Genomic DNA, 23,689 nt, shown 5'->3' on the forward strand with positions numbered 1-23,689 from the left:
TCACGGGTGCGGCGTCTCGGCGACCGGGGGGCTCGATGGCGGGGGCAGGGCGAGCGGCACGACGGTCCCGATCCGCGCCGCGCCCTTGTGGAACCGCAGGCGCTTCAGACGCCGCGGATCGGCGTCGAGCACCTCGAATTCGAGATCGCCCGGACCGGCGATCAGCTCGCCCCGCGACGGGACGCGGCCCGCCAGCGTCACGATCATGCCGCCCAGCGTATCGATCTCCTCGGCCATCTCGCCGACCGCCGCCACGAGGTCCACGCCCGTCACCTCGGAGACCTCGGCCAGCGGCGTGCGCGCGTCGGCCACGAAGACCTCGCCCTCGCCGTCGACGCGCTGGACGAAACTGTCCTCCGCGACGTCGTGCTCGTCCTCGATGTCGCCGACCACGACCTCGATCAGGTCCTCGATGGAGATCAGCCCGTCGGTGCCGCCATACTCGTCGATGACGAGCGCCATGTGGGTGCGGGTCGCCTGCATGCGCACCAGCAGGTCGATCGCCGGCATGGAGGGCGGGACGAACAGGACCGGCCGCTGGATGCGCGTCGCCGCCAGGGTCGTCGTCAGGTCGACCTTTCCGAGGTCCAGGCCCCGCGGAACCCTTGGAGCCGGTCGGCGCGGCCGCGGTGCGGCCGCCGCATCCGCGGTACCGTCGACCACGGTCTCTGCGGGCTTCACGACCGCGGCGGCACTGCGCCGGGCCGGCTCGGCCTTGGCGGCGATGTGATCGACGAGGTCGCGGATGTGGACCATGCCGCGGGGGTCGTCGAGGGTCTCGCCATAGACCGGCAGCCGGGAATGACCGGCCGTGCGGAACAGTTTGAGCAAGTCACCGAGACTCGTGTCGTTTGACACGGCGACGATGTCGGCCCGGGGGACCATCACGTCGTCGACGCGCACCTTATGCAGGCCGAGGACATTCTTGAGCATGACACGCTCAAGCGGCGTGAGGCCGCTCTCGCCGGCATCCGGCTCCGCCAGCGCCTCCTCAAGACCCTCGCGCAGCGAATCGCGCGGCTTGAGATGAAGTGCCTGGAGCAGGCGGTCGTACCAGGGCTCCCGATGCGGGGATTCACCCTCGGTGGAACTGGGCGCGGCCAGGGCCGCGCCGCGACTTCGATCGTTGCTCATGTCTCTCGGGTCTGGGGTCGATCGGGCGTCGCGCGCTCAGGCATAGGGATCCGGGATGCCCAGCGTCGCGAGAGCCGCGACCTCAAGGGCTTCCATGGCATCGGCCTCGGCCTCGCCGATCTCGTGGTCCTGACCGAGACAATGCAGGATGCCATGGACGAGCAGATGGGCGAGGTGATTCTGGAGCGGCTTCGACTGCTCCGCACTTTCGCGCACCAGGGTCTCGTAAGCAAGGACCACGTCGCCGAGGGGCGTCGGAACGCCGGGATGCACCGGCTGCGGAGCGGCGGGGAAGGACAGGACGTTGGTCGGCTTGTCCTTGCCGCGCCAGGTCCGGTTGAGGTCCTGCACCGCGGCATCGTCGGCCAGCAGGATGCTGACCTCGACAGGTCCGTCCGGCCGGTCGGGGGCGATGGCGAGGCCGGCTTCCACGGCGCGCGTGACCCGGGCTTCGAGGTCCGGGATCGCCGTCTCCCAGCGCGCGTCCTCGACGGCGAGATCGATCGCGTGCGGCATGCTCACGCCAGCGGCCGTCGGCGGGGATTGGGATTGCGGTCGGCCTCGGCGCTGCCGTGGGCGGCGCGCTCGTAGGCGGTGACGATCCGGCGCACGAGGTCGTGGCGGACCACGTCGACGTCCTTGAACCGCACGCGCCCGATCCCCTCGACACCGTCCAGGACGCCGACCGCTTCCACGAGGCCGGATTTCTGGCCCGGCGGCAAGTCGATCTGGCTGGGATCGCCCGTGATGATCATGCGGGAGCCCTCGCCCAGGCGGGTGAGGAACATCTTCATCTGCATGGAGGTCGTGTTCTGCGCCTCGTCGAGGAGCACCACGGCGTTGGTGAGGGTGCGGCCACGCATGAAGGCCAGCGGCGCGATCTCGATCGTGCCGGTCTGCAGGCCGCGGTCGACGTGACGCGCCTCCATGAAGTCGTAGAGGGCGTCATAGATCGGCCGCAGGTAGGGATCGACCTTCTCGCGCATGTCGCCGGGCAGGAAGCCCAGGCGCTCCCCGGCCTCGACCGCCGGACGCGACAGGATCAGCCGCTCGGCATGGCCCTGCTCCAGGAGCGATACGGCGTGGCCGACCGCGAGCCAGGTCTTGCCGGTCCCGGCGGGCCCCTCGGCGAAGACCAGCTCATTGGTGCGCAGGAGCTTGATGTACTCGTCCTGTGCCGGATTGCGGGCCCGCACGGCGCCGCGCTTGCGCGTTGCGATCTGCTCGAAATGCGGCGTATCGGCCTCGGCGGCGATCGCCGCCGCCGGGAACAGGGTCGCCTGGGCGGTGGCTTCGCGGATGGCGCCGTCGACGTCGCCGAGGCTGAGGGTGCTGCCGCCGGTCCGCACCCGGGCGTAGAGTTTCTGGAACACCCGCCGCGCCGTCTCGACGGCGTCGGCGGGGCCCTTGATGACGAGATGGTTGCCGAGCGCCGTGGCGGTCACATCCAGCCGGCGCTCGATATGGGCGACGTTCTGGTCGTATTGGCCGAAGACGAGGCTCGCGAGGCGGTTGTCGTCGAAAGTCAGCGGCACCTCGACCGCCTCGTCCGATCCGGCCGGCAGCGCCGCCGGGCCGCGACCCCGGAGCGCGCCGCGCGCGCCCCCACCGTCCGACGCGCTCAATCCGTCATCCTCGCCATCCGTCCGACCGTTCCGATCCTCACGCCGCCGCAGCCTCCGAGACGAGTTCCCCGAACAGGCTGTTGGCGCCCGCCTCGGTGATCCGCACCGGCACCACCTGTCCGATATGGTGCGGCGCGGCGTCGAACTGGACGGCCAGCAGGTGCGGCGTCTTGCCCGCGACCTGACCCGGGTGACGTCCCGGCTTCTCCACCAGCACGTCGAAGACCCGGCCCTCGGCCGCCCGCTGATAGGCGTGCCGCTGGCTGTCGAGGAGCGCCTGCAGCTCGGCGAGCCGCGCGGCCATCACGGCCTCAGACACCTGATCGGTGCGGTCTGCGGCCGGCGTCCCGGGACGGGGGCTGTACTTGAACGAGAATGCGCTCTCGAACCCGACGTCGCGCACGAGCCGCAAAGTCTCGGCGAAATCCGCATCGGTCTCGCCGGGGAAGCCGACGATGAAATCGGAGGACAGGGCGATGTCCGGCCGCACGGTCCGGATCTGGTCGATCAACCGGCGATAAGCATCGCCGGTGTGCTTCCGGTTCATGGCGGCGAGGATCCGGTCCGACCCCGACTGCACCGGCAGGTGCAAGTAGGGCATCAGGGCCGGCACCTCGGCATGGGCCCGGATCAGGGCCTCGTCGAAGTCGTTCGGATGGCTCGTCGTGTAGCGGATCCGCGCGATGCCGGGGATGCTGGCCACCGCCCGCACCAGCGCGGCAAGACCCACGGGCGCGCCGTCGGGCCCGTCGCCGTGATAGGCGTTGACGTTCTGACCGATGAGGGTGATCTCGCGCACGCCCCCTTCGGCGAGCTTCTCGGCCTCAGCGAGCACGGCCGCCACGGACCGCGAGACCTCCGCACCCCGGGTGTAGGGCACCACGCAGAAAGCGCAGAATTTGTCGCAGCCCTCCTGCACGGTCAGGAAGGCCGAGGCCCCGAGGGTCCGCCGGCGGGGCAGGTGGTCGAACTTGTCCTCGACGGGAAATTCGGTGTCGACGACGCGGCGCTCGCGGGACCGTGTCAGGAGATCGGGCAGGCGGTGATAGCTCTGCGGCCCGACCACCACGTCGACAGCGGGCTGCCGCGCCTGGATCTCGGCGCCCTCGGCCTGGGCGACGCAGCCGGCCACGACGATGCGGGTGTCGAGGCCTTTCGCCTTCCGTTCACCTTTCAGGACGCGCAGCCGCCCGAGTTCGGAATAGACCTTCTCGGCAGCCTTCTCGCGGATATGGCAGGTGTTGAGGACCACGACATCCGCGTCCTCGACCGAGTCGGTCGCCGTGTAGCCCTCGGCGCCCAGGACGTCGGCCATGCGGGCCGCATCGTAGGCGTTCATCTGGCAACCGTAGGATTTGACGTAGGCCTTCTTCAACGCGCGCCGTCCTGAACCAATCCGCTTCCATCCCCACGCCCGTCCCGCGACGCGGGCCGGCGCGTGGCCTGTAGCACGGATCGCGCGGCCCGTCGCGGCGCCAAAACACGACCGGCCGCCCGAAGGCGGCCGGTGCAACGGTGCGGCGGAGGATTCCTCCGCCGGCCTCAGTGGGCCGCCGGCGCGGCGGCGGGCAGGTCGATGACCATCTGCTGGAAGAAGGGCACGTAGGCCTGCAGCATCACGAACAGGCCGACCAGGCAGGCGAGCGCGATCGAGTGCCAGAACACGAAGCGCAGGATCTTGCCTTCCTGGCCGAAATAGCCCGTGGCCGTGGAGGCGACGACGATCGACTGGGCGTCGATCATCTTGCCCATGACGCCGCCGGACGAGTTCGCCGCCGCCATCAGCACGCCGGACAGGCCGAGCTGCTCGGCCGTGATCCTCTGGAGGCCGCCGAACAGCACGTTCGAGGCCGTGTCCGACCCGGTGAGCGCCACGCCGAGCCAGCCGAGGAGCGTCCCGAAGAACGGGTAGAGGATGCCGGTTCCGGCGAAGGCGAGGCCGAGGGTCGCATCGACGCCCGCGTAGCGGGTGAGGACGCCGAGCGCGAGCATCGCCGAGATCGTGATCAGCGAGTACCGCAAGGCCCAGATGGTCTCGAAATACGCCGTCACGAGGCGCACCGGCGAGAACCGCATGATCAGGCCGGAGATGATCGCGGCGATCAGCACGCCCGTGCCGGTGTAGGACATGTAGGTGAACAGGAAGACCGCGCCCTCGGGCACCGGCTTGGCCACCACCGGGGGCACCTTCATGATCACGTTGTGCAGGCCCGGCACCTCGTACTTCCAAGTGAAGATCGGGTTGACGATGCCCTTGAACCAGCCGGTTCCCCAGATGGCGACGACCACGGACAGGATGACCCACGGCACCCAAGCCCAGAGGATTTCGCCCTGGGACGCCGTGCGTGCGCCGATATGGACCGGGGGCGTGCCGGGCACGCCGGCGCCGAGCGCCACGGGGCGCGGGCCGGCCACGGCGAGCGACGGATCGTGCCCGCGCAGCGCCGGCGACGTCCAGATCTCGCGGGGCTGCCAGACCTTCAGGAACAGGACCAGGGCCAGCATCGAGGCGATCGAGGCGCCGATATCGACGATCCAGGGATTGACGTAGTTCGAGATCAGGAACTGCGCGACCGCGAAGGAGGCGCCGCAGACCAGGATCGGCGGCCACACCCGGATCATGCCGCGGAAGCCCGCGAACACCCAGATCAGCCAGAACGGCACGATTAGCGAGAACAGCGGCAGCTGCCGTCCGATCATCGCGCCGAGGATCTCCGGCGGGTAGCCGGTCACCGAGGCGAGGCCCTGGATCGGCGCGCCGAGCGCCCCGAAGGCCACCGGCGCGGTGTTGGCGATGAGCGACAGGCCCGAAGCGGCGAGCGGCGAGAAGCCGAGGCCGATCAGGATCGCGCCGGTGACGGCGACCGGGGTGCCGAAGCCGCCCGCGCCCTCGAAGAAGGCGCCGAACGCGAAGGCCACCAGCAAGAGCTGCAGGCGCCGGTCGGCCGTGATGCCGGCCACCGATTGCTGCAGGATCGCGAACCAGCCCTTCTCTACCGTCAGCCGGTAGAGGAAGATGACGTTGAGGATGATCCAGCCGATCGGGAAGAAGCCCGTGACCATCCCGAGGATGGCCGCCCGGCTGGCGAGATCGGTCGGCATTCCGAAGCCGACGATGGCCACCAGCATGGCGAGGCCGAGGGCGATGACGGCCGCGATATGGGCCTTCACGCGCCCGCTGGCGATCATGGCGAGCAGTGCGATGACCGGCACTGAAGCGGCGAGCGTCGAGAGCCAAGCGCTCCCGAACGGATCGTAAACCTGATTCCAGGTTTGCAACGGGCGTCCTCCACAAATCCCGACTGTTCCGGGTTGCGGCCTAGCTAGCAGACGGGTTCGACCCGCTCAATGCGCTGCATCATGTATTCCAGGGTCGTGCCTCTCGATCTTCGGAGATCTGCGGCCCCAAGATCTCGCATCCAGCCTGACGTCCGCGCGGGTCCGACGCCGGAACGGGCCTGTTCGGGCGCTAACACACTCGCCCGACGAACGTTTTCTGCAGCCCCGTAACCGCGGGCCGAAGACGGCCGAACGTCCGGATGTGCTGCACGATCAGCACAGTTCGCGAGGTTTCGACATGCGCAACGGGTTACAGCTCTCCGCCGCCTTCTTCGCCGCCGCGCTGGCCGCGGCTCCGGCCGTAGCGGAGACCATGAACAAGGATGCGATGAGCAAGAATTCCATGGCCAAGGACAGCATGGCCAAGGACAGCATGGCCAAGGACCCCATGCATAAGGGAGCCATGGAAAAGTCGGCTCCCATGGGAAAGACCGATGCCATGGACAAGGGTCCGATGAGCCGGAGTGACGCACCGAAGCGGTAGAGCACGGCAGACGCGCGGCGGAGACCGCCCGGATCGGCAGATCCGTCGCGCGTCTCGAACCGCGCTGCCCACGACCGCGGCGCCGGGGACCACCTGCCGAGCCCGCGGTCGAACGGCTCCGCTCAGACCGTCGCAATCTCCTGACCCTGGAGGCCGCGGTCGCTGGCCGCTGGCCGGACATTCGGCGCGGGCGCGACCCCGTCGCCGCCCGCGCCGATGCCCCGCAGGGCAGCGCGCACCTCGGCCTCCGCGGCGGCCGTGGCGGCCTTCCGGTCGGTTGTCGCCTCGAAGACGATCGGCGCCCCCCAGACGACGTGCACGTCGATGGGGCCGCCCTGCACGAAGGCGGCGAGGTGGGGGGTCAACTCCATGTCCCCGTACCAGGCGATCTCGGCGCGCTCGGCCCGCGTCACCGGCAGGCCGTTGCGACGGGGATAGGTGATGGCCAGCGGCTGGAGGCGCACCCGGCCGCGCCCGGCCTCGGCTTGCAATGCCGCCCGGGCTGCGCCGACCAGGGAGGAGCGGAATGGCAGGAGCCGGGTTCCGTCGCCGGTGGTCCCCTCCGCGAACAGAACGACGAGCTCCCCTTCGGCCAGCCGATGACCCATGGCGGTGCTGACGGTAGCGGTTGCCCCGCGCCGCTGCCGGTCGATGTAGATCGTCCGCTGCAGCCCCGCGAGGGCGCCGATCAGCGGCCAGCCGGCGATCTCGGACTTCGCCACGAAGGAGAGCGGCCGCAGCGAGCCCACCGCGATGATATCCAGCCACGAGACGTGATTGGCGAGCACCAGGGCCGCCTCGCCGGGGGCAGGGGGTGTTCCGCTCTGCATGACCCGCACGCCGAACAAGCGCAGGAAAACGCGGTGGAACAGGACCGGCGCCAGGGCCGCGCGGCGACGCAGCAGCCGCAGGGCGATCCAGTGCGGAGGCCCCAGCACCGCGAAGGCGAGGCCGAGAGCCGCGACGCGCCAAGCGATACCGAGGCGGCTCACGGCGTCACAGATCGGCGCTCATCGTCAGCGCAGTCGCACGGCTGCCGTCGGCCTTGAGATAGTAGCCGGTGCGCGAGCCCACCTGTCGGAAGCCATGGCGCGCATAGAGCCGCAGGGCGGGGGCGTTGCCCTCGTCGACCTCCAGATGCACCCGGGCAACCCCGGCGAGGGCGAGGCTCGACAGGTGCTCGCGGAGCAGCTTGCGGCTGTGGCCGCCGCCGCGCAGCGCCGGGGACAGGACCACCGTCAGGATCTCGGCCTCGTCGGCCGCCCGGCGCGAGAGCACGAAGCCGTGGAGCGTGCCCGCACGCCACAGGGCGTGCGCCTGGGTCGAACGCTCGCAGAGCATGCGCTCGAATTCGTGGGCCTCCCAGGGGCGCGCGAAGGCGGTCGCGTGGAGCCGGGCGAGGGCAGGGGCCTGCGCCGCGTCGCGGAGCGGGGCGACGTAAGGCTCCGGGGTCAGCGCGTCCCACCACGCGAACCACCAGTCGAAGGGCCAGAAAGGCAGCGGGCGGGTCATCGCCGTGCGATCCGCGCATGATCCTGCGGCCGGGCATCCGGCCCGCGCAGGTAGAGAGGCCGTGCCAGCGCCTGCGCCGGGTCTGCGACGAGACCGAGGGAGGCTACCGACGCGATATCAGGGCCGGATACGTTGGCGACGCGCGCCGCGACGCCGCGTTCGGCGAGCGCCGTGGCCAGCATCGGTGCACCGGAGCCCGTGAGCACCACCGGGCCGGAACCCAGCTGCTCGGCCGCTGCCTCGACGGCGAGGTGCGCGGGGGCGAGGCCGTCGCCGGGACCGAGGGCCTGGACGTAGACGGCGCCGTGGCGGGCATCGATCACCGCCGCGATCGTGCCCTCGACGGTCTCCGCCAGGAGGGGAGCGAGGAGAGCCGAGAGGGTGCCGACGCCGACGACCGGCTTTCCGGTGGCGAGTCCGATGGCCCGGGCCGCCGACAGGCCGACCCGCAGCCCGGTGTAGCTGCCCGGCCCGACCGTCACGGCGACGCGGTCGATCGCCTCAAATCCGCCCTCGACCCGGGCGATTACCCGGTCGATCAGCGGCAGCAGCGATTCCGCGTGGCCGCGCGCCATCGGCAGCGCCTCGGCGGCGAGGGGCGCCTCAGACTCCTCCGCCATGACGCAGGCGGCGCAGGTGTCCAGCGCTGTGTCGATGGCCAGGATACGCACGCTCACTCCCACAGGACGGTCCGAACCGGCCGCTTCCTCCTGCGTCACGACGGACGCGAAGAGTCTCAAGCGTTAGAGCAAAACCGCCGCTTCGTCAGCGGCGGGGGAGACCGAGCCAGCTCTTCGGCGGTCGAGTGTTGCCGGCTTGCGCCGCTCGGCCTGCACACTGGGAGGCCCCAAGGCCGCACCAAGGTCGGACGCCTTCGCTCGGCGCGCGGCCGCGGCACGGATCACGCCCTCTGGCGCCGGCGACGACGCGCGTCACCCGCTTGAGACGCAGCGTCGACGGCCATGGGAAAGCTCGAGGACGATGCCGGCCGGCAGGATCCTCGAGCTATACCGCGGAAACGGATCGTCAGATCGCCTGGACTTCGCGGATCTCCGGCAGGAAGTGCCGGAACAGATTCTGCACGCCGTGCCGCAGGGTCGCCGTGGAGGACGGACAGCCCGAGCAGGCGCCCTTCATTTCCAGGTAGACCACGCCCTCCTTGTAGCCTCGGAAGGTGATGTCGCCGCCGTCGCCCGCCACCGCCGGGCGCACCCGGGTCTCGAGCAGGTCCTTGATGGTCACGACGGTGTCGTGGTCGGCCTCGTCGTAGAACTCGTCGCTGGGCTCGATCTCGCCGTGGCTGCCCTCGGCCATCACGGGCACGCCGGACTGGAAGTGCTCCATGATCGCACCGAGCACCGCCGGCTTCACCTGCGCCCATTCCGAGCCGTCCTCGGCCTTGGTCACGGAGATGAAGTCGTGCCCGAAATAGACGCCCGCCACACCCGGGACGGTGAACAGCGCCGCAGCCAGGGGCGAGCGGGCGGCGGCCTCGGGATCCCGCGCCTCGAAGGTCGATTCCGGAAGGACAACACGGCCGGGCAGAAACTTCAGGGTGGCCGGGTTCGGCGTGGCTTCGGTCTGGATGAACATGGTGGGATCACTCCGCTGCGCCGGTTCAAGGCCGGCCGGGACAGGCGCCGCGAGGCACCGCCTTCCATGTGGACCGGCAAGCGGATTTTCTCAACCGGTCGTGGCGTCCGCGCCCATCGACGAGAGTGGACATTCCTGCAGCGGCGCGACAGGACGGGCGGAATCGGGATGCCAGAGGAGCCGGCAGTGGACGTGACCGCGGACCAGACCCTCGCGCAGGAATTGCTGAAGGATCTGCGCGAGACACAGATCAAGCTGGAAGCCGCGCGGACGGAGGCGGCATCGCTCAAGGTGCTGCTGGCGTTGCGCACCCATCAGCACGACCAGGCCTGGCAGGACGGGCGGCGCCTGGCGGCCGCGCTCGAAGACGCGGAGGCGCGCACGAAGGCGGCCACCGAGCAGGACGCGGCGCGGGAGAACACCGCGTCGGCCGAAGCCGTGGCGATGGCCGACGAGCGCACCGAGGCGGTCCGGACCGTGCTGTCGGCCGTCCTCGCGAGCATCGGCCAGCGCGCCCTCGACCGGCGCCGGTTCCAGGAGATGATCGCCCGGGCCGGACGCGAGGCGCCGGATCAGGGACCGGGTGCGGCTCGCCACGCGGTACTCCTGACCGAGGCGCGGCGGGTGCTCGGGATCGCCGAATAGGCCGCGCGCACGTTCGCTCGGAGCGGGCCGCGTCCGGCTCCCGGCCCCGGCGGGCAGGGTTAACCAACGCTTAACCTGGCTCTCCCATCGTCGATCCCGGGACGGACAGGAGATCGACTGCATGCTGATCAGCGAGCACCAGGTGCGCGAATGCGCCTACTACATCTGGGAGAACGAGGGCCGGATTCACGGCCATGCGGCCGCCCACTGGATCCGCGCCGAAGCCGAGCTGCGCGCCAACGCGATGCTGGCGGCCGGCGTCGCCTCCAAGACGGTCGAAGCTCCGAAGGCCACCAAGGCCGCCGCTGCGAAGACCGCCGCTGCGAAGACCGCTTCGGCCAAGCCCGCGGCCGCCAAGCCTGCGACCACGAAGTCGGCCTCCGCTAAGCCGACCGCCGCCAAGCCGACCGCCGCCAAGCCGACCGCTGCCAAGCCCGCGGCCGTGAAGGCCGCCGCGAAGCCGGTGGCCCCGAAGACCGTTCGCGCGTCCAAGGCGGCGGTGACCGCCGGCCTCGCCGCCAAGGCGAAGCCTGCCCGGACCGCAGCCTCGATGCACTGACGGGCCGGCGCCGCCGCGCCGATGACGTTTCAGGAGCCCGCTTCCCGAGGGGAGGCGGGCTTCCGTCGTTCCAGCATCCGGGTCCGCGGGTCCGGTCTCAAGGAACAGGCTGGCCTCGGCCCGGTTGTCCGGCCGAACGCGGGCGCCGGGCACCGCGAGGGGGCTCGCGATGCGCGCGGCGATTTTCGACATCGACGGAACGCTGCTCGACAGCGTCGATCTGCATGCCCGGGCCTGGGTGGAGGCCTTCGCGCATTTCGGGGTGACGACCGACCCGGCGGAAGTGCGCCGACAGATCGGCAAGGGCGGCGACGAGTTGATGCCCGTCTTCCTGTCGCAAGAGCGGATCAGGCGCGAGGGCGAAGCGATCGAGGCGTACCGCTCGGACCTGTTCAAGCGGTGCTACCTGCCGGATGTGCGGCCCTTCCCCGGTGTCCGCCCGCTGTTCGAGCGCATCCACGAGGCCGGCCTGACCATCGCCCTGGCCTCGTCCGGCAAGCGTACCGAAGTGGATCGCTACACCGAGATCCTCGGGATCGGCGATCTCGTGGACGTCGCCACCAGTGCGGACGATGCCGACCGCTCGAAGCCGCATCCTGACATCTTCCAGGCCGCCTTGCGGAAGCTCGACGGCGTGGCGCCGGACGCGGCGCACGTCGTCGGCGACACGCCCTACGATGCCGAGGCCGCTGCAAAGGCGGGACTGCCCACGATCGGCCTACTCTGCGGCGGCTTCCCGGAAGCGGATCTGACCGCTGCGGGCTGCGTGGCGATCTATCGAGATCCCCAGGACCTGCTCGCCGGGTTCGCGTCCTCGCCGCTGGCCGGCACCTGAAATCGCAATCGGGCAAGCCGATTCGGACTCTCAGCCCGAGTCGTCCACACTTTACCGCCGCGCTGTTGCCCCACGGTGACGGAGACTGATGCCGGCTACGTAATCGCGCGAAAGGGGCTGGTGTCCGTCGATCGAAAGGCGTAGCGACCCGCCCGCCAATCTGGACTCTTTCGAAGGACGAGCGCCTCGCATGCCCCAGACTCATCAGGCCGGCCCGGCACCGCGCTACGTTCCGGCCGCCAAGTCCCTGCCGGAGCAGATCGCCGACGCCGTTGCGTGTCGTTCGACCCCGCTCAGCCATTTGCTGCGCCTGATGGCCGCGCTCGATGCCGAGGGTGGCAACGAGGCCCTGCGTCTCCGCCTCCGCGCGCGGATCGGCGCGCCGCTCGACGCCTGACAGCGCCGCCGCCGCTCAGCGGCGTCGGCTGCGATGCCGCCGACCACCGCGCCGGGCCGCCGGCGCGGTCACCTGTGCGACGCGCTTCATGCAGGCGAAATAGATTCGCCGCCCGATCTCCTCGAGTTCCAAACCCTGAGGGTTCGGCGTGGAGAACACCTTGGCGCGGGCCTCAAGGCGGCATGCCGCATCCTCGGGGCTCCGAATCGGAGGCTCTGCGCGGGCCGTTCCACAGCTCAGCGCCGATGCGATCCAGACCGCGGCGAACATCGACACGCGGGTGCTTTCGAGGATACGCGGCATACTGATGTTCAGGGCTCACACGCTCAAGACGTGAGAAATAGCGCGTCTTGCTGAGCCGTGAAGCTTCGTCAGAGTGCTGGCCTGACCGAAAAACGCGGGCGTGCCCGGCTTACGGGACAACCCAGAGACACCGCCCCGCATCGGCAACACTCATGCACTCGTAAGGCGCCCCGCCGATCAAGGCCCGTTGCTCGACGGCGCCGATGGCGCTGCGCGGGATGCGGCGGCAACCGGTTTCCCCAAGCGCTTGACGCTCGGCACCTGCGGCAGCATCGATCCGGCGTGCGGAGATCAGCGTCTCGCAGGCGGTCACCGTCTCCGAATCCTGCGCGTGCGGCTGTTCGGCGGCGAGGAGGATCGGCAGAGCGCCGACGATGAGGGCCAGTCTCGTCCAGGTTTGCATCGCGACCTCGGCTGCGCCCGCCGAGCGAGGACGTCGCGGGTTCGACCGGCCCCAACGCGCGGGCACACGCAGCGGTTGCCGAGCCGGCATGCCCCAAAACGCGAAGACGCCCGCCTGGCGGGCGGACGTCTTCGGTTTCCGTGGCGCGAATGAGCCGTCGGTGCGCGTTCAGCGCTTGGTCTTGACCTTTGCCTTGCGGGCCGCGTAGCGCGCATCGCGCTGGGCCTTCTTGGCAGCCAGTTCGGCCGACTTGCGCTCCTGCGCCGCGGCCAACTCGGCGGCCTCGCGGGCGAGCTGGGCGGCGAGTTCCGCCTCCTCCCGCTGACGCTTCTCTTCGGCGGCCTGCCGCTCGGCGGCGATCCGGGCCGCCTCGCGCTCGCGGGAACGCTCCTCGCGGGCCTTGGCGATCTCCGCGCGGGCCTTCGCCTTGGCGATCACCTCCGGATCATCGGCCGGCGGACGGGCCTTGAACTTGGCCAGCAAGGCGGCCTTGGCGTTCTGGGAGTTCTGACGACGGTCGTCGAAATTCCTGTAGTCGAATGCGCTCATCTGACCTTTCTCAGTTGGGTACGTCTCGCGTGTCGCGGGGACATCCGGCGGGGCCGGGCACGTACTGAGTCTGCCGGTTCCAACGCCATCCCCGCGCCCCGGAACCGCACCGATCCATCGGCTGTACCGATGGTTCGACCCGAACGCTCGGCGTGCGTCTGAACGCTCGGGTCGGACCATTGTTTCGAAGATCGCAGAGCCCTTAACCAGAGCTCCCCGCACGATGCAATCGTCGGAACCTGCGCAGGCGGGCGACAAAGCGACAATCCACGCCGTCTCTGTAAGAGTTTCGTCCGGCGATGCGGAAAAACCTCAAGCCGAGGGCCGAGCCGCAAGGTCGGCACGCCCGCGTGCGGCTCCCGTCATCCTGCAGGTCTGACTGTGGATGGTGTAGGTAGGTCGCGTGCGCGCTGAGAACAAGGATTGAACGTTCGCAATTCACCGACACATGGACAGCCGGGCCCGGGCGACGCCGTCTCAGGCTATACCTGCGCGGTCTTGCTTCCGGGCGAAGCATTCTTCGATCGCAAAGCAGACCTGCAAAATCGGCAGTCTATAGGAGGTCTTGGCTAGCCGGCCACGTTCAACGGCCGCCGAAGCCGCCTCGACCGGAGACCGGGCGCGCCCAAATCCCGGTCCTGCTTACAACGCGGCGCCCAAAGCGCGGGCAACTGACCCCGCCGCCCGCGGATGCCGCGTCACGTTCGGCGATATGCTCAACATTTAGGCACAATCGGATGCCGATCGGCAGTCCTATCGCGGCCTGCGCGGCACAAGGCCTGCTTCCCCCGCGAGACCTGCCTGAATCGACATCACACCGAAAGCAGCGATGCCCGAGACCTGCCCGCCCTACGATCCCGAGACCTATGCTGCCGTCACGGCAGCGCTGCTCGGCCTCCCACTCGATCCCGCCTGGATGGGACCGATCACGGCCAATCTCCGTGTCCTGGCCGCGGCGGCCGCGTTGGTGGAGGCGTTCCCCCTCGCCGACGAGATCGATGCGGCGCCGAGGTTCGAAGCGTGAGCGCATACGAGCTTTCGACGGCCGTCGCGGTCGCCGCGGCCATCACCGACGGCCACACCACCGCACGGCAGGTCGTCACGGCGGCTCTCGACCGGATCGAGCGGCTGGACGGCCGTGTCGGCGCCTTCACCGACGTGGTGGCTGCCCGCGCCCTGGCCAGAGCCGACGCCCAGGATGCCGCGCTGAGCGGCGGAGCGAAGCCGGGACCGCTGACCGGCGTGCCGTTCGCGGTGAAGAACCTGATCGACATCGCGGGCCTGCCCACCCGCGCCGGATCGAAGATCAATCGCGAGCGGCCTCCGGCCGAGCGGGACGGTGCCCTGTTGCGGCGCCTGGAGGCGGCGGGAGCCATCCTCGTGGGCGCCCTCAACATGGGCGAATACGCCTACGACTTCACAGGCGAGAACGTCCACGACGGCGACGCCCACAATCCGCACGCCCTCGATCACATGACCGGCGGCTCGTCCGGCGGCTCAGGCGCGGCCCTCGCCGCCGGCATGGTGCCCCTGACGCTGGGCTCGGACACCAACGGATCGATCCGCGTCCCCGCCGCCTTCTGCGGCTGCTTCGGCCTCAAGCCGACCTACGGCCGGCTGACCCGCGCGGGCAGCTTCCCTTTCGTGGGGAGCCTCGATCATCTCGGGCCCCTGGCCCGGAGCGTGACCGACCTCGCGCTCGCCTACGACGTGATGCACGGCCCCGATCCGGACGATCCGGTGGCGACGCTCCGGCCGGCGGAGCCGGTCCTTCCGCATCTCGATGCGGGGATCGATGGCCTGCGCATCGCGGTGGCTGGCGGCCATTTCGCGCGCGGCGGCGACCCGGACGCCTTCGCGGCGGTGGCGCGCGCCGCCGAGGTCCTGGGTGCGCGCGGCACGGTCGAGTTGCCGGAAGCGCACCGCGCCCGCGCGGCCGCCTACCTGATCACCGCCGCGGAGGGCGCGACGCTGCACCTCGACCGCCTGCGGACGCGCCCGCAGGATTTCGATCCGGCGGTGCGGGACCGGTTGATCGCCGGGGCCATGATCCCGGCCCCCCATGTGGAGCGGGCGCAGCGGTTCCGCCGCTGGTACCGGGCTCGGGTGCTGGAGCTGTTCGAGACCGTCGACGTGATCCTGGCCCCGGCCACGCCCTGCCGGGCGCCGAAGGGCGGACAGACGCACTTCGTCCTCGACGGCGTCACGCTGCCGGTGCGTGCCAATATCGGCGTGTTCACGCAGCCGATCTCGTTCATCGGCCTGCCGGTGGTGGCGGCACCGATCCGGCTGTACGCCGGATTGCCCCTGGGGGTCCAGGTGATCGCCGCGCCCTGGCGCGAGGATCTCGTCCTGCGCGTGGCGCGTCACCTCGAACGAACCGGCGTCAGCACGGCGCCGATCGCGGAGCTTGCCTGATGATCATCGACGATCCCGCCGTGAAAGCCGAGGTCGAGGCCGCGTTCCGGGCCTACGAGACGGCACTGACGACCAACGACGTCCCGACCCTCGAGGCCCTGTTCCGGGACGATCCGCTGACCATCCGCTACGGCATCGGCGAGAATCTCTACGGCATGGACGCGATCCGCGCCTTCCGCCGGGCCCGCTCGCCGGTGGGCCTGGAGCGCACGCTGGCGCAGACGCAGATCACCACCTACGGGCGCGACTTCGCCACCGCGATGACGCTGTTCGCCCGCGCCAGCGCGCCGGGCAAGATCGGCCGCCAGAGCCAGACCTGGGCGCGCTTCCCCGAAGGCTGGCGGGTGGTCGCCGCCCATGTGAGCCTGATCGACGCGCAATAGCCACGACACGCTCCCTGCATGCAGGACGATCCGTCTGGCCGCAGGCTTGCATAAGGTCGAGCGTATCCCGGGCCCTCAGGCTCGGGCCAACGTGAGCACCCGACGCAAGATGCTGTCCCGTCTGAGAAAACTCGGCGCCCGTGCGGCGCTGGCCGGCGCCCTGGCACTCTCCGCGAGCACCGCTGCCCTCGCGCAGGGGACGCTGCGGATCGGCATGACCGCCTCCGACATCCCTCTCACCACCGGCCAGACCGACAATGGCGGCGAGGGCATGCGGTTCATGGGCTACACGGTCTATGACGGCCTGATCAATTGGGACCTGTCGAGCGCCGAACTGGCCTCCGACCTCGTGCCGGGCCTCGCCACCAGCTGGGGCGTCGACGCCACCGACAAGACCAAGTGGACCTTCAAGCTCCGGCCGGGCGTGAAATTCCACGACGGCTCGGACTTCACCGCCGACGCAGTGGTTTGGAACCTCGACAAGCTCCTGAAGGCCGACGCGCCGCAATACGACCCGCGCCAATCCGCCCAGGGCAAGACCCGCATCCCGGCGGTGGCGAGCTACCGGGTGGTCGACCCGCTGACCGTCGAGATCACCACCAAGGCCCCCGACGCGACGCTGCCCTACCAGATCGCCTGGATCATGATGTCCTCGCCCGCCCAGTGGGAGAAGCTCGGCAAGTCCTGGGACGCCTTCGCCAAGCAGCCCTCGGGCACCGGCCCGTGGAAGCTGACCCTGTTCGCCCCGCGCGAGCGCGCCGAGATGGTGCCGTTCAAGGAATACTGGGACGCGAACCGCGTCCCGAAGCTCGACAAGCTCGTTCTGATCCCGCTGCCGGAGGCCAATGCCCGGACCGCAGCGCTCCGCTCCGGTCAGGTGGACTGGATCGAGGCGCCCGCTCCGGACTCGGTGGCGTCGCTGAAGAGCGCCGGCTTCACCGTCGTCACCAACGCCTACCCGCATAACTGGACGTGGCACCTCTCGCGCGTCGAGGGCTCGCCCTGGAACGACATCCGCGTGCGCAAGGCGGCGAATCTCGCCATCGATCGCGACGGTCTGAAGGAACTGCTCGGCGGCCTCGCGATCCCCGCCAAGGGCTTCATGCCGCCCGGCCATCAATGGTTCGGCCATCCGACCTTCGATGTGAAATATGACCCCGACGCCGCCAAGAAGCTGCTCGCCGAAGCCGGCTACAGCCCCGCGAAGCCGCTGAAGCTGAAGGTGGCGATCTCGGCCTCGGGCTCGGGCCAGATGCAGCCGCTGCCGATGAACGAATTCGTCCAGCAGAACCTCGCCGACGTGGGCATCCAGGTCGATTACGAGGTGGTCGAGTGGAACACGCTCATCAACATCTGGCGGGCCGGCGCCAAGGCCGACATCTCCCGCGGCGTCTCGGCGATCAACTACTCGTACTTCATCCAGGATCCGTTCACCGGCTTCATCCGCCATCTGCAGTGCAACTTCGCCCCGCCGAACGGCACGAACTGGGGCTATTACTGCGATCCCGCGATGGACAAGCTGTTCGATCAGGTCCGCAACACCTTCGACAAGGCCGAGCAGACCAAGGTCCTGGAAAAGATTCACGAGAAGTATGTCGACGACGCGCTGTTCATCATGATCACGCACGACGTCAATCCGCGGGCGATGAGCCCGAAGGTCAAGGGCTTCGTCCAGGCGCAGAACTGGTTCCAGGACTTCTCGAAGATTACGATGGCGACGGCGGGGCAGTAGCGCCGCCGTCGTGCCTGCGAGCTATCGGAGGCACGGAGCGGGTTTTCTGGAGGGGCGGGTTCCCTCTCCCATGCGGGAGAGGGACAGGGTGCGGGGTGCGACCTCTCCGGATGGACCTGATCCCTCACCCCAACCCTCTCCCGCACGGGAGAGGGGGGATTGTCGCGCCTCGCAAGGACCGAAGCGTGATCTTCGAAGGCTCTCCCCGGCGGGGGCGACCGGACGGCGACAAAATATCGGTGGGCCAAAAGGCGAATAATGCTGCTCTACATCCTCAAACGGCTGGTCTACGTGACGCCCGTGGCGTTCGGGGTCAGCGTCGTCTGCTTCCTCCTCGTCCATCTCGCGCCGGGCGATCCCCTGAGCGCGGTCCTGCCCGCCGACGCCACCCAGGCGACCATCGACGAGATGCGGGCCGCCTACGGGTTCGATAAGCCCCTGCCGGTCCAGTACCTGATCTGGCTGTGGCACGTGCTGCACGGCGATCTCGGCACCTCCATCGCCACGGGCCGGCCGGTGCTCGGCGAGGTCAGCCGCGCCGTGGTGAACTCGCTGATCCTCGCCTCCGTGGCGACCGTGATCGGGTTCACCTTCGGCACCCTGTTCGGCTTCGTGGCGGGCTACCACCGCAACTCGCTGGCCGACCGGGCCGCCTCCGCCGTATCGGTCTTCGGCGTGAGCGTGCCGCATTACTGGCTCGGCATGGTCCTGGTGATCGTGTTCTCGGCCAATCTCGGCTGGCTTCCGCCCACCGGCGCCGGGCCCGACGGCTCCGGCAACTGGCGGCCCGACTTCGAGCACCTGCGCTACCTGATCCTGCCGGCGATCACGATGTCGGTGATCCCGATGGGGATCATCGCCCGCACGGTCCGGGCGCTGGTGGCCGACATCCTGTCCCAGGACTTCGTCGAGGCCCTGCGCGCCAAGGGCATGGATGAACGCGGCGTGTTCCGGCACGTGGTGCGCAACGCCGCCCCGACGGCGCTGGCCATCATGGGCCTGCAGCTCGGCTACCTGCTGGGCGGCTCGATCCTGGTCGAGACCGTGTTCGCGTGGCCGGGCACCGGCTTCCTCCTGAACGCCGCGATCTTCCAGCGCGACCTGCCCCTGCTGCAGGGCTCGATCCTCGTGCTGGCGATGTTCTTCGTGGCCCTCAACCTGCTGGTGGACGTGATGCAGACCGCCCTCGACCCGCGCATCGAGCGCGCCTGACCCGGAGCCCGATGATGACTGCTCCCGTCACCGCCGCCTCCGTGGCCCTCGACGGCGGCGTGCTTGCCGCCGAGGACGTGACCCACGGGCCGGAGGCCGCCTTCGCCCCGTCGCGGGGCTTCTGGGGCCATGTCGGCCACCGTCTGGTGCGCGACCCCGTCGCCATGGGCGCCGGCGCCGTGATCCTGATCGTCGTGCTCATCGCGATCCTCTCGCCATGGATCACCCCGATGGATCCCTACAAGGGCTCCATGCTGCGCCGCCTGAAGCATGTCGGCGACGCCACCTACTGGCTGGGCTCGGACGAGCTCGGCCGCGACATGATCAGCCGGCTGATGCTGGGCTCGCGGCTGTCGCTGTTCATCGGCGTCACCCCGGTGCTGATCGCCTTCGTGATCGGCTCGGGCATCGGGATCCTGGCGGGCTATGTCGGCGGCTGGACCAACACGATCCTGATGCGCACCATCGACGTCTTCTTCGCGTTTCCGTCCGTGCTCCTCGCGATCGCGCTGTCCGGGGCGCTCGGCGCCGGCATCTTCAACTCGATCGTCTCGCTGACCTGCGTTTTCGTGCCCCAGATCGCCCGGGTGGCGGAGAGCGTCACCACGGGCATCCGCAAGCGCGATTACATCGACGCCGCCAAGCTGTCGGGCGCCTCGGCGTTGACGATCATGCGCGTGCAGGTGCTGGGCAACGTCGTCGGGCCGATCTTCGTCTACGCGACCAGCCTGATCTCGGTCTCGATGATCCTGGCCTCCGGCCTGTCGTTCCTCGGCCTCGGCGTGCGCCCGCCCGAGCCCGAATGGGGCCTGATGCTGAACACCCTGCGCACCGCGATCTACGTCAACCCGGTCGTGGCCGCCCTCCCGGGCGTCTGCATCTTCATCGTCTCGATCGCCTTCAACCTGTTCTCGGACGGGCTCCGGTCCGCCATGGAGATTCGCCAGTGAGCGTCATCCCGGACGCACCCGACCCGTTCGCCCGCGACCGCGGCGGACCCGCCCAGCCGCTCCTGTCGGTCTCGGGCCTCATCAAACACTTCCCGGTCCGCAAGGCCGGCGGAAAGAAGCAGGTGGTCCGCGCCGTCGACGGCGTCGATTTCGACGTGCTCAAGGGCGAGACGCTGGGCATCGTCGGCGAATCGGGCTGCGGGAAGTCGACCACCGCCAAGCTGCTGATGGGCCTGATCGAGCGCGATTCCGGCCAGATGTTGTACGACGGTCAGGCCATCGGCGAGCGCGCCATGCCGTGGCGGGCCTACCGCCGTCAGGTCCAGATGGTCTTCCAGGACAGCTACGCCTCGCTCAATCCGCGCATGACCGTGGAGCAGTCGATCGCCTTCGGCCCGAAGGTGAACGGCGTGCCCGGCCGGGAGGCGGTGGAGCGCGCCCGCGCGCTGCTCGCCCGCGTCGGCCTGGAGCCGAAGCGCTTCGCCGGGCGCTACCCGCACGAGATCTCCGGCGGCCAGCGCCAGCGGGTCAACATCGCCCGCTCCCTCGCCCTGGAGCCGCGGCTCGTGCTGCTCGACGAGGCGGTCTCGGCGCTCGACAAGTCCGTGGAGGCTCAGGTCCTGAACCTGCTCCTCGACCTCAAGGCCGAGTTCGGCCTGACCTACATCTTCATCAGCCACGACCTGAACGTCGTGCGCTTCATCTCCGACCGGGTGATGGTGATGTATCTCGGCCGGGTTGCGGAGATCGGGCCGTCCGACACGGTGCTCGACGCACCGGCGCATCCCTACACCGAGGCGCTGCTCGCCTCGATGCCGTCGCTCGATCCCGACAACCGCACCCAGGCCGCGCTGCTGGCCGGCGACCCGCCGAACCCGATCGACCCGCCCCCGGGCTGCCGCTTCCACCCGCGCTGCGCCCTGGCGGAGGGCGTGTGCAACCAGAAGGAACCGCCCCTCGACGCGATCCGGCCCCTGCACCGTGTCGCCTGCCTCGCCCGTCAGCCCGGATCGGGCCATTCCGCGGCCCGCGCAGACGCGCTCGCCGCATGAGCATGCCCATGAGCACGCCGATGAGCACGCCGATCTCTTCCTCAGAACCCGCAGTCGTCCTCAAGGACCTGCGCGTCGCCTTCGGCAAGGTTCAGGTGGTCGACGGCGTCGACCTCACCGTGGAGCGCGGTCAGGCGATGGCGCTGATCGGCGAATCCGGTTCCGGCAAGAGCGTCACGCTCCGCGCGATCCTGCGGCTGTTCCCGGAAGGGCGCAGCCGCATCGAGGGCCGGATCCTGGCCGCCGGCAGGGACGTACAGGCGCTCACCAAGCGTCAGCTCGCCGATTTCCGCGGCGGCGACGTCTCGATGATCTTCCAGGAGCCGTTGCTCGCCTTCGACCCGGTCTACACCGTGGGCCGGCAGATCACCGAGGCGATCTTGCGCCACGAGACGATCTCCAAGGACGAAGCCCGGAAGCGGGCGCTGGCCCTGTTCGAGCGGGTGCGGATCCCGAGCCCGGAGCGGCGGCTCGACAACTACCCGCACGAGATGTCGGGCGGCATGCGCCAGAGAGCGATGATCGCGCTGGCGCTGGCCTGCCGGCCGCAGGTGCTGCTCGCCGACGAGCCGACCACGGCGCTGGACGCCACGGTGCAGATCCAGGTGCTGCTGCTCCTGCGCGAGCTCCAGCGCGACCTCGGCCTGTCGATCATCATCGTCACCCACGATCTCGGCGCGGCCGTGGAGGTCGCCGACCGGATTGCCGTGATGTACGCCGGCAAGATCGTCGAGACCGGCACCGCCCATCAGGTGGTCCTGAACCCGCACCACCCCTACACGATCGGCCTTCTGCGCAGCCGGGCGGAAGGGGCGCTGGCCAAAGGCTCCCGGCTCGAGACCATCCCGGGCAGCCCGCCCGACCTCGCGAACCGCCCGCCGGGCTGCCCCTTCGCGCCGCGCTGCTTCCTGGCCGAGGAGCGCTGCCGCCGGGAGATGCCGCCGGTCGCCGAGATCGCCCCCGGCCACCGCGTCGCCTGCTGGCGGACCGAGGAGGCCTCGGCGGCCTACCGGGCCGGCCCGACGCCCGTGCGCGCCGCCGAGCCGGTCCCGGCCTGACCTCGACGCCCCCGCGCCGAGGCTTTATCCGGCTCGGCGCGGTCCCGCGGTGGCGGACCGCGTCCGATCCGGCCGCGCGGGCGTCACGATGAGCCAAGTCCTCTCCGAGCCAGTCTCGTCCGAGATCCTGCTCGTTCCCCGGGGCGAGGCCGGGCACTTCCTGACGGCGGCCCTCGGCTGGCTGGGCAAGCGGATCACCGTCACGGCGCAGCCCGGCACGGCGAATCACGTCCTCTGCCTCCCCGTCCTCGATTTCGTGCGCCTCGGCTTTCCGGAGGCGAACGGCCGCCTCGACCTCCTCGAACCGGGAGACGCCGAGAACCTCCGTGCCGGGCGCGCCGCGCTCCTCCTCGATCTCTCCAACGAGGGGCCGGGCCTGCACGCGCCGACCTTCGAGGCGCTTCACCGCAACCTCGCGGGGCTCGGCATCCCGCGCGATCGGGTGATCCTGGTCACGCAGAACCGGCTGCTGCGGCTCGATTACGAGCGGCTCTACGGCGAGGGCCTGCGGTTCTGGACCTTCGAGTTCTTCCCGCTCCAGGTTGCCCTCTGGCTGGACGCCGAGGCGGGTCCGCGGCTCTTCCCCCAGCATGCCCTCGATCGCACCGGTTACACGCCCTTCGCCCGCGCCTCCGGCCCGGCCCGCTTCCTCTGCCAGAACGCGGCTTTGCGCTGGCACCGGGTGCTGCTCTACCGGTGGTTCCAGCTCAAGGGGTTGGACAGGGACGGGCTGATCTCCTTCCACGGCATCGGCGAGGACAACCCGAAGGCGGGCGGCATCAACGTCTTCCACGCCCCGCCGGAGATCGAGGCGGCTTTCGGCCCCCTGCTCGCCGATGTCGGCAGCTGGATCCCGCGCCGGGCGCGGCGGATCGATGCCGATCAGGGCACCGACATGGTCATGACCCTCGACACGGGCGCCTACGCGGAGTGCGACCTGACCGTCATCTCGGAGACCGACTTCTTCGAGCTGGGTGTCGAGCGCATCACCGAGAAATCCATCAAGGCGGCGGCGACGGGCCTGCCCTTCGTGATGGTGGGCGCGCCGCGCGCCGTCGAGCGGCTGTCCGAACTCGGCTTCCAGACCTTCGGCGGCCTGATCGACCACCATTACGATTTCGCGGCCGACCCGGCCGAGCGCCTGCCGCTCGTGTTCCGGTCGATCGAGCGGGCCTGGGCGACGTGTCGGGGCGACCGGGCGCGCTGGCATCGTCTGGCCCGGGAGCAGGCTGAAGCCAACGTCGCCCATGCCCGAACCGGATTGCTGCCGCAGCTCGACCGGGTGATGGTCGCCCCGCTGATCGTGCGCCTGGCCCGGTTCATGGAAACGGGCGCGATCGTGCACTGACGGCACTCCGACCGTGACCGCAGCCCCTCTGTCGCCGGACCGCCATTGCACCACCTGCGGGCGCGGCCACTAGATCGCCGTCCAGTTCTGCCCCTTCTGCGGCGCCGCCCAGGAGCCGCCGCGGTCCGGCCCGGATGACGGGCCCGTCCCCGCGGTCC

At 70.0% G+C, this 23,689-nt stretch carries 26 protein-coding genes; 14 read left to right on the top strand and 12 right to left on the bottom strand.

Annotation, left to right across the window (positions count from 1 at the left end; all coding sequences use genetic code 11):
- From BM396_RS03070 to BM396_RS03090, 5 genes are all read right to left on the bottom strand, one after another.
- Complete coding sequence (locus tag BM396_RS03070) at nucleotides 1–1,134, bottom strand: hemolysin family protein (protein WP_043383936.1); 1,134 nt, start codon at nucleotides 1,132–1,134, stop codon at nucleotides 1–3.
- A gap of 36 nt (nucleotides 1,135–1,170) precedes the next feature.
- A complete protein-coding gene (gene ybeY, locus BM396_RS03075; protein WP_043383933.1) occupies nucleotides 1,171–1,650 on the bottom strand; it encodes an rRNA maturation RNase YbeY in 480 nt (159 codons plus the stop codon).
- Nucleotides 1,651–1,652: 2 nt separating this feature from the next.
- Nucleotides 1,653–2,699: a PhoH family protein gene (locus BM396_RS03080; RefSeq protein WP_085987604.1), complete on the bottom strand. Its 1,047-nt coding sequence runs from the start codon at nucleotides 2,697–2,699 to the stop codon at nucleotides 1,653–1,655.
- Between the two features lie 97 nt (nucleotides 2,700–2,796).
- Complete coding sequence (gene miaB / locus BM396_RS03085) at nucleotides 2,797–4,134, bottom strand: tRNA (N6-isopentenyl adenosine(37)-C2)-methylthiotransferase MiaB (protein ID WP_043383929.1); 1,338 nt, start codon at nucleotides 4,132–4,134, stop codon at nucleotides 2,797–2,799.
- A gap of 167 nt (nucleotides 4,135–4,301) precedes the next feature.
- Nucleotides 4,302–6,038, bottom strand: coding sequence for an L-lactate permease (locus BM396_RS03090; RefSeq protein WP_043383926.1), 1,737 nt, complete (start codon nucleotides 6,036–6,038; stop codon nucleotides 4,302–4,304).
- 262 nt (nucleotides 6,039–6,300) lie between these two features.
- Between BM396_RS03090 and BM396_RS03095 the strand changes: the two genes are divergently transcribed.
- Entirely contained in the window at nucleotides 6,301–6,582 is a 282-nt protein-coding gene (locus BM396_RS03095) for a pentapeptide MXKDX repeat protein (protein ID WP_244538797.1), read from the top strand.
- A 122-nt stretch (nucleotides 6,583–6,704) separates the two neighbouring features.
- Here BM396_RS03095 and BM396_RS03100 read toward each other — a convergent pair whose 3' ends face one another.
- The 4 genes from BM396_RS03100 to BM396_RS03115 form a co-directional block, all read right to left on the bottom strand.
- On the bottom strand, nucleotides 6,705–7,574 hold the full coding sequence (locus BM396_RS03100) for a lysophospholipid acyltransferase family protein (RefSeq protein ID WP_043383921.1): 870 nt from the start codon (nucleotides 7,572–7,574) through the stop codon (nucleotides 6,705–6,707).
- A 4-nt stretch (nucleotides 7,575–7,578) separates the two neighbouring features.
- Nucleotides 7,579–8,094, bottom strand: coding sequence for a GNAT family N-acetyltransferase (locus BM396_RS03105; protein WP_043345740.1), 516 nt, complete (start codon nucleotides 8,092–8,094; stop codon nucleotides 7,579–7,581).
- A complete protein-coding gene (tsaB, locus tag BM396_RS03110) occupies nucleotides 8,091–8,765 on the bottom strand; it encodes a tRNA (adenosine(37)-N6)-threonylcarbamoyltransferase complex dimerization subunit type 1 TsaB (protein ID WP_043383958.1) in 675 nt (224 codons plus the stop codon). Before tsaB ends, BM396_RS03105 begins: the two co-directional genes overlap by 4 nt.
- 355 nt (nucleotides 8,766–9,120) lie before the next feature.
- On the bottom strand, nucleotides 9,121–9,687 hold the full coding sequence (locus tag BM396_RS03115; RefSeq protein ID WP_043345741.1) for a NifU family protein: 567 nt from the start codon (nucleotides 9,685–9,687) through the stop codon (nucleotides 9,121–9,123).
- A 186-nt stretch (nucleotides 9,688–9,873) separates the two neighbouring features.
- Here BM396_RS03115 and BM396_RS03120 point away from each other — a divergent pair, with 186 nt between their 5' ends.
- The 4 genes from BM396_RS03120 to BM396_RS03135 all read left to right on the top strand — a co-directional run bounded on the left by BM396_RS03120 (nucleotide 9,874) and on the right by BM396_RS03135 (nucleotide 12,123).
- The gene (locus tag BM396_RS03120; RefSeq protein WP_335633064.1) at nucleotides 9,874–10,332 is read left to right on the top strand and encodes an atp-dependent helicase; all 459 of its coding nucleotides are present in this window, start codon (nucleotides 9,874–9,876) and stop codon (nucleotides 10,330–10,332) included.
- Between the two features lie 121 nt (nucleotides 10,333–10,453).
- Nucleotides 10,454–10,891, top strand: a complete 438-nt coding sequence (locus tag BM396_RS03125; protein WP_043383916.1) for a DUF2934 domain-containing protein — start codon at nucleotides 10,454–10,456, stop codon at nucleotides 10,889–10,891.
- Between the two features lie 169 nt (nucleotides 10,892–11,060).
- Nucleotides 11,061–11,726 (top strand): HAD family hydrolase, encoded by a 666-nt coding sequence (locus BM396_RS03130; RefSeq protein WP_043383913.1) that lies wholly within the window; start codon nucleotides 11,061–11,063, stop codon nucleotides 11,724–11,726.
- A gap of 190 nt (nucleotides 11,727–11,916) precedes the next feature.
- Entirely contained in the window at nucleotides 11,917–12,123 is a 207-nt protein-coding gene (locus BM396_RS03135; protein WP_043351410.1) for a hypothetical protein, read from the top strand.
- 15 nt (nucleotides 12,124–12,138) lie between these two features.
- Here the strand turns inward: BM396_RS03135 and BM396_RS03140 are convergent, their stop codons facing one another.
- From BM396_RS03140 to BM396_RS03150, 3 genes are all read right to left on the bottom strand, one after another.
- Nucleotides 12,139–12,426, bottom strand: a complete 288-nt coding sequence (locus BM396_RS03140) for a hypothetical protein (protein ID WP_043383910.1) — start codon at nucleotides 12,424–12,426, stop codon at nucleotides 12,139–12,141.
- Nucleotides 12,427–12,535: 109 nt separating this feature from the next.
- The gene (locus BM396_RS03145; protein WP_043383909.1) at nucleotides 12,536–12,829 is read right to left on the bottom strand and encodes a hypothetical protein; all 294 of its coding nucleotides are present in this window, start codon (nucleotides 12,827–12,829) and stop codon (nucleotides 12,536–12,538) included.
- Nucleotides 12,830–12,997: 168 nt separating this feature from the next.
- The gene (locus BM396_RS03150) at nucleotides 12,998–13,378 is read right to left on the bottom strand and encodes a DUF6481 family protein (protein ID WP_043351405.1); all 381 of its coding nucleotides are present in this window, start codon (nucleotides 13,376–13,378) and stop codon (nucleotides 12,998–13,000) included.
- 829 nt (nucleotides 13,379–14,207) lie between these two features.
- Between BM396_RS03150 and BM396_RS03155 the strand changes: the two genes are divergently transcribed.
- The 9 genes from BM396_RS03155 to BM396_RS03200 all read left to right on the top strand — a co-directional run bounded on the left by BM396_RS03155 (nucleotide 14,208) and on the right by BM396_RS03200 (nucleotide 23,531).
- Nucleotides 14,208–14,402, top strand: coding sequence for an AtzG-like protein (locus tag BM396_RS03155; protein WP_043351404.1), 195 nt, complete (start codon nucleotides 14,208–14,210; stop codon nucleotides 14,400–14,402).
- Nucleotides 14,399–15,796, top strand: a complete 1,398-nt coding sequence (locus BM396_RS03160) for an AtzE family amidohydrolase (protein WP_043383907.1) — start codon at nucleotides 14,399–14,401, stop codon at nucleotides 15,794–15,796. The genes BM396_RS03155 and BM396_RS03160 overlap by 4 nt, the downstream gene beginning before the upstream one ends.
- The gene (gene hpxZ / locus BM396_RS03165; protein ID WP_043351400.1) at nucleotides 15,796–16,179 is read left to right on the top strand and encodes an oxalurate catabolism protein HpxZ; all 384 of its coding nucleotides are present in this window, start codon (nucleotides 15,796–15,798) and stop codon (nucleotides 16,177–16,179) included. Before BM396_RS03160 ends, hpxZ begins: the two co-directional genes overlap by 1 nt.
- Before the next feature lie 109 nt (nucleotides 16,180–16,288).
- Nucleotides 16,289–17,911: an ABC transporter substrate-binding protein gene (locus BM396_RS03170; protein WP_043383905.1), complete on the top strand. Its 1,623-nt coding sequence runs from the start codon at nucleotides 16,289–16,291 to the stop codon at nucleotides 17,909–17,911.
- 258 nt (nucleotides 17,912–18,169) lie between these two features.
- Nucleotides 18,170–19,123 carry an ABC transporter permease gene (locus tag BM396_RS03180; protein WP_043383901.1) on the top strand — a complete coding sequence of 318 codons (954 nt, stop codon included), beginning with the start codon at nucleotides 18,170–18,172 and terminating at the stop codon, nucleotides 19,121–19,123.
- A gap of 14 nt (nucleotides 19,124–19,137) precedes the next feature.
- A complete protein-coding gene (locus BM396_RS03185) occupies nucleotides 19,138–20,073 on the top strand; it encodes an ABC transporter permease (RefSeq protein WP_043351394.1) in 936 nt (311 codons plus the stop codon).
- On the top strand, nucleotides 20,070–21,125 hold the full coding sequence (locus BM396_RS03190; protein ID WP_043383899.1) for an ABC transporter ATP-binding protein: 1,056 nt from the start codon (nucleotides 20,070–20,072) through the stop codon (nucleotides 21,123–21,125). Before BM396_RS03185 ends, BM396_RS03190 begins: the two co-directional genes overlap by 4 nt.
- Nucleotides 21,126–21,145: 20 nt before the next feature.
- On the top strand, nucleotides 21,146–22,183 hold the full coding sequence (locus BM396_RS03195) for an ABC transporter ATP-binding protein (RefSeq protein WP_043383955.1): 1,038 nt from the start codon (nucleotides 21,146–21,148) through the stop codon (nucleotides 22,181–22,183).
- A gap of 88 nt (nucleotides 22,184–22,271) precedes the next feature.
- On the top strand, nucleotides 22,272–23,531 hold the full coding sequence (locus BM396_RS03200; protein WP_043383897.1) for a hypothetical protein: 1,260 nt from the start codon (nucleotides 22,272–22,274) through the stop codon (nucleotides 23,529–23,531).
- Nucleotides 23,532–23,689: the final 158 nt, after the last annotated feature.

Source organism: Methylobacterium sp. UNCCL125 (genome assembly GCF_900116795.1).
GTDB classification, from domain to species: domain Bacteria; phylum Pseudomonadota; class Alphaproteobacteria; order Rhizobiales; family Beijerinckiaceae; genus Methylobacterium; species Methylobacterium fujisawaense.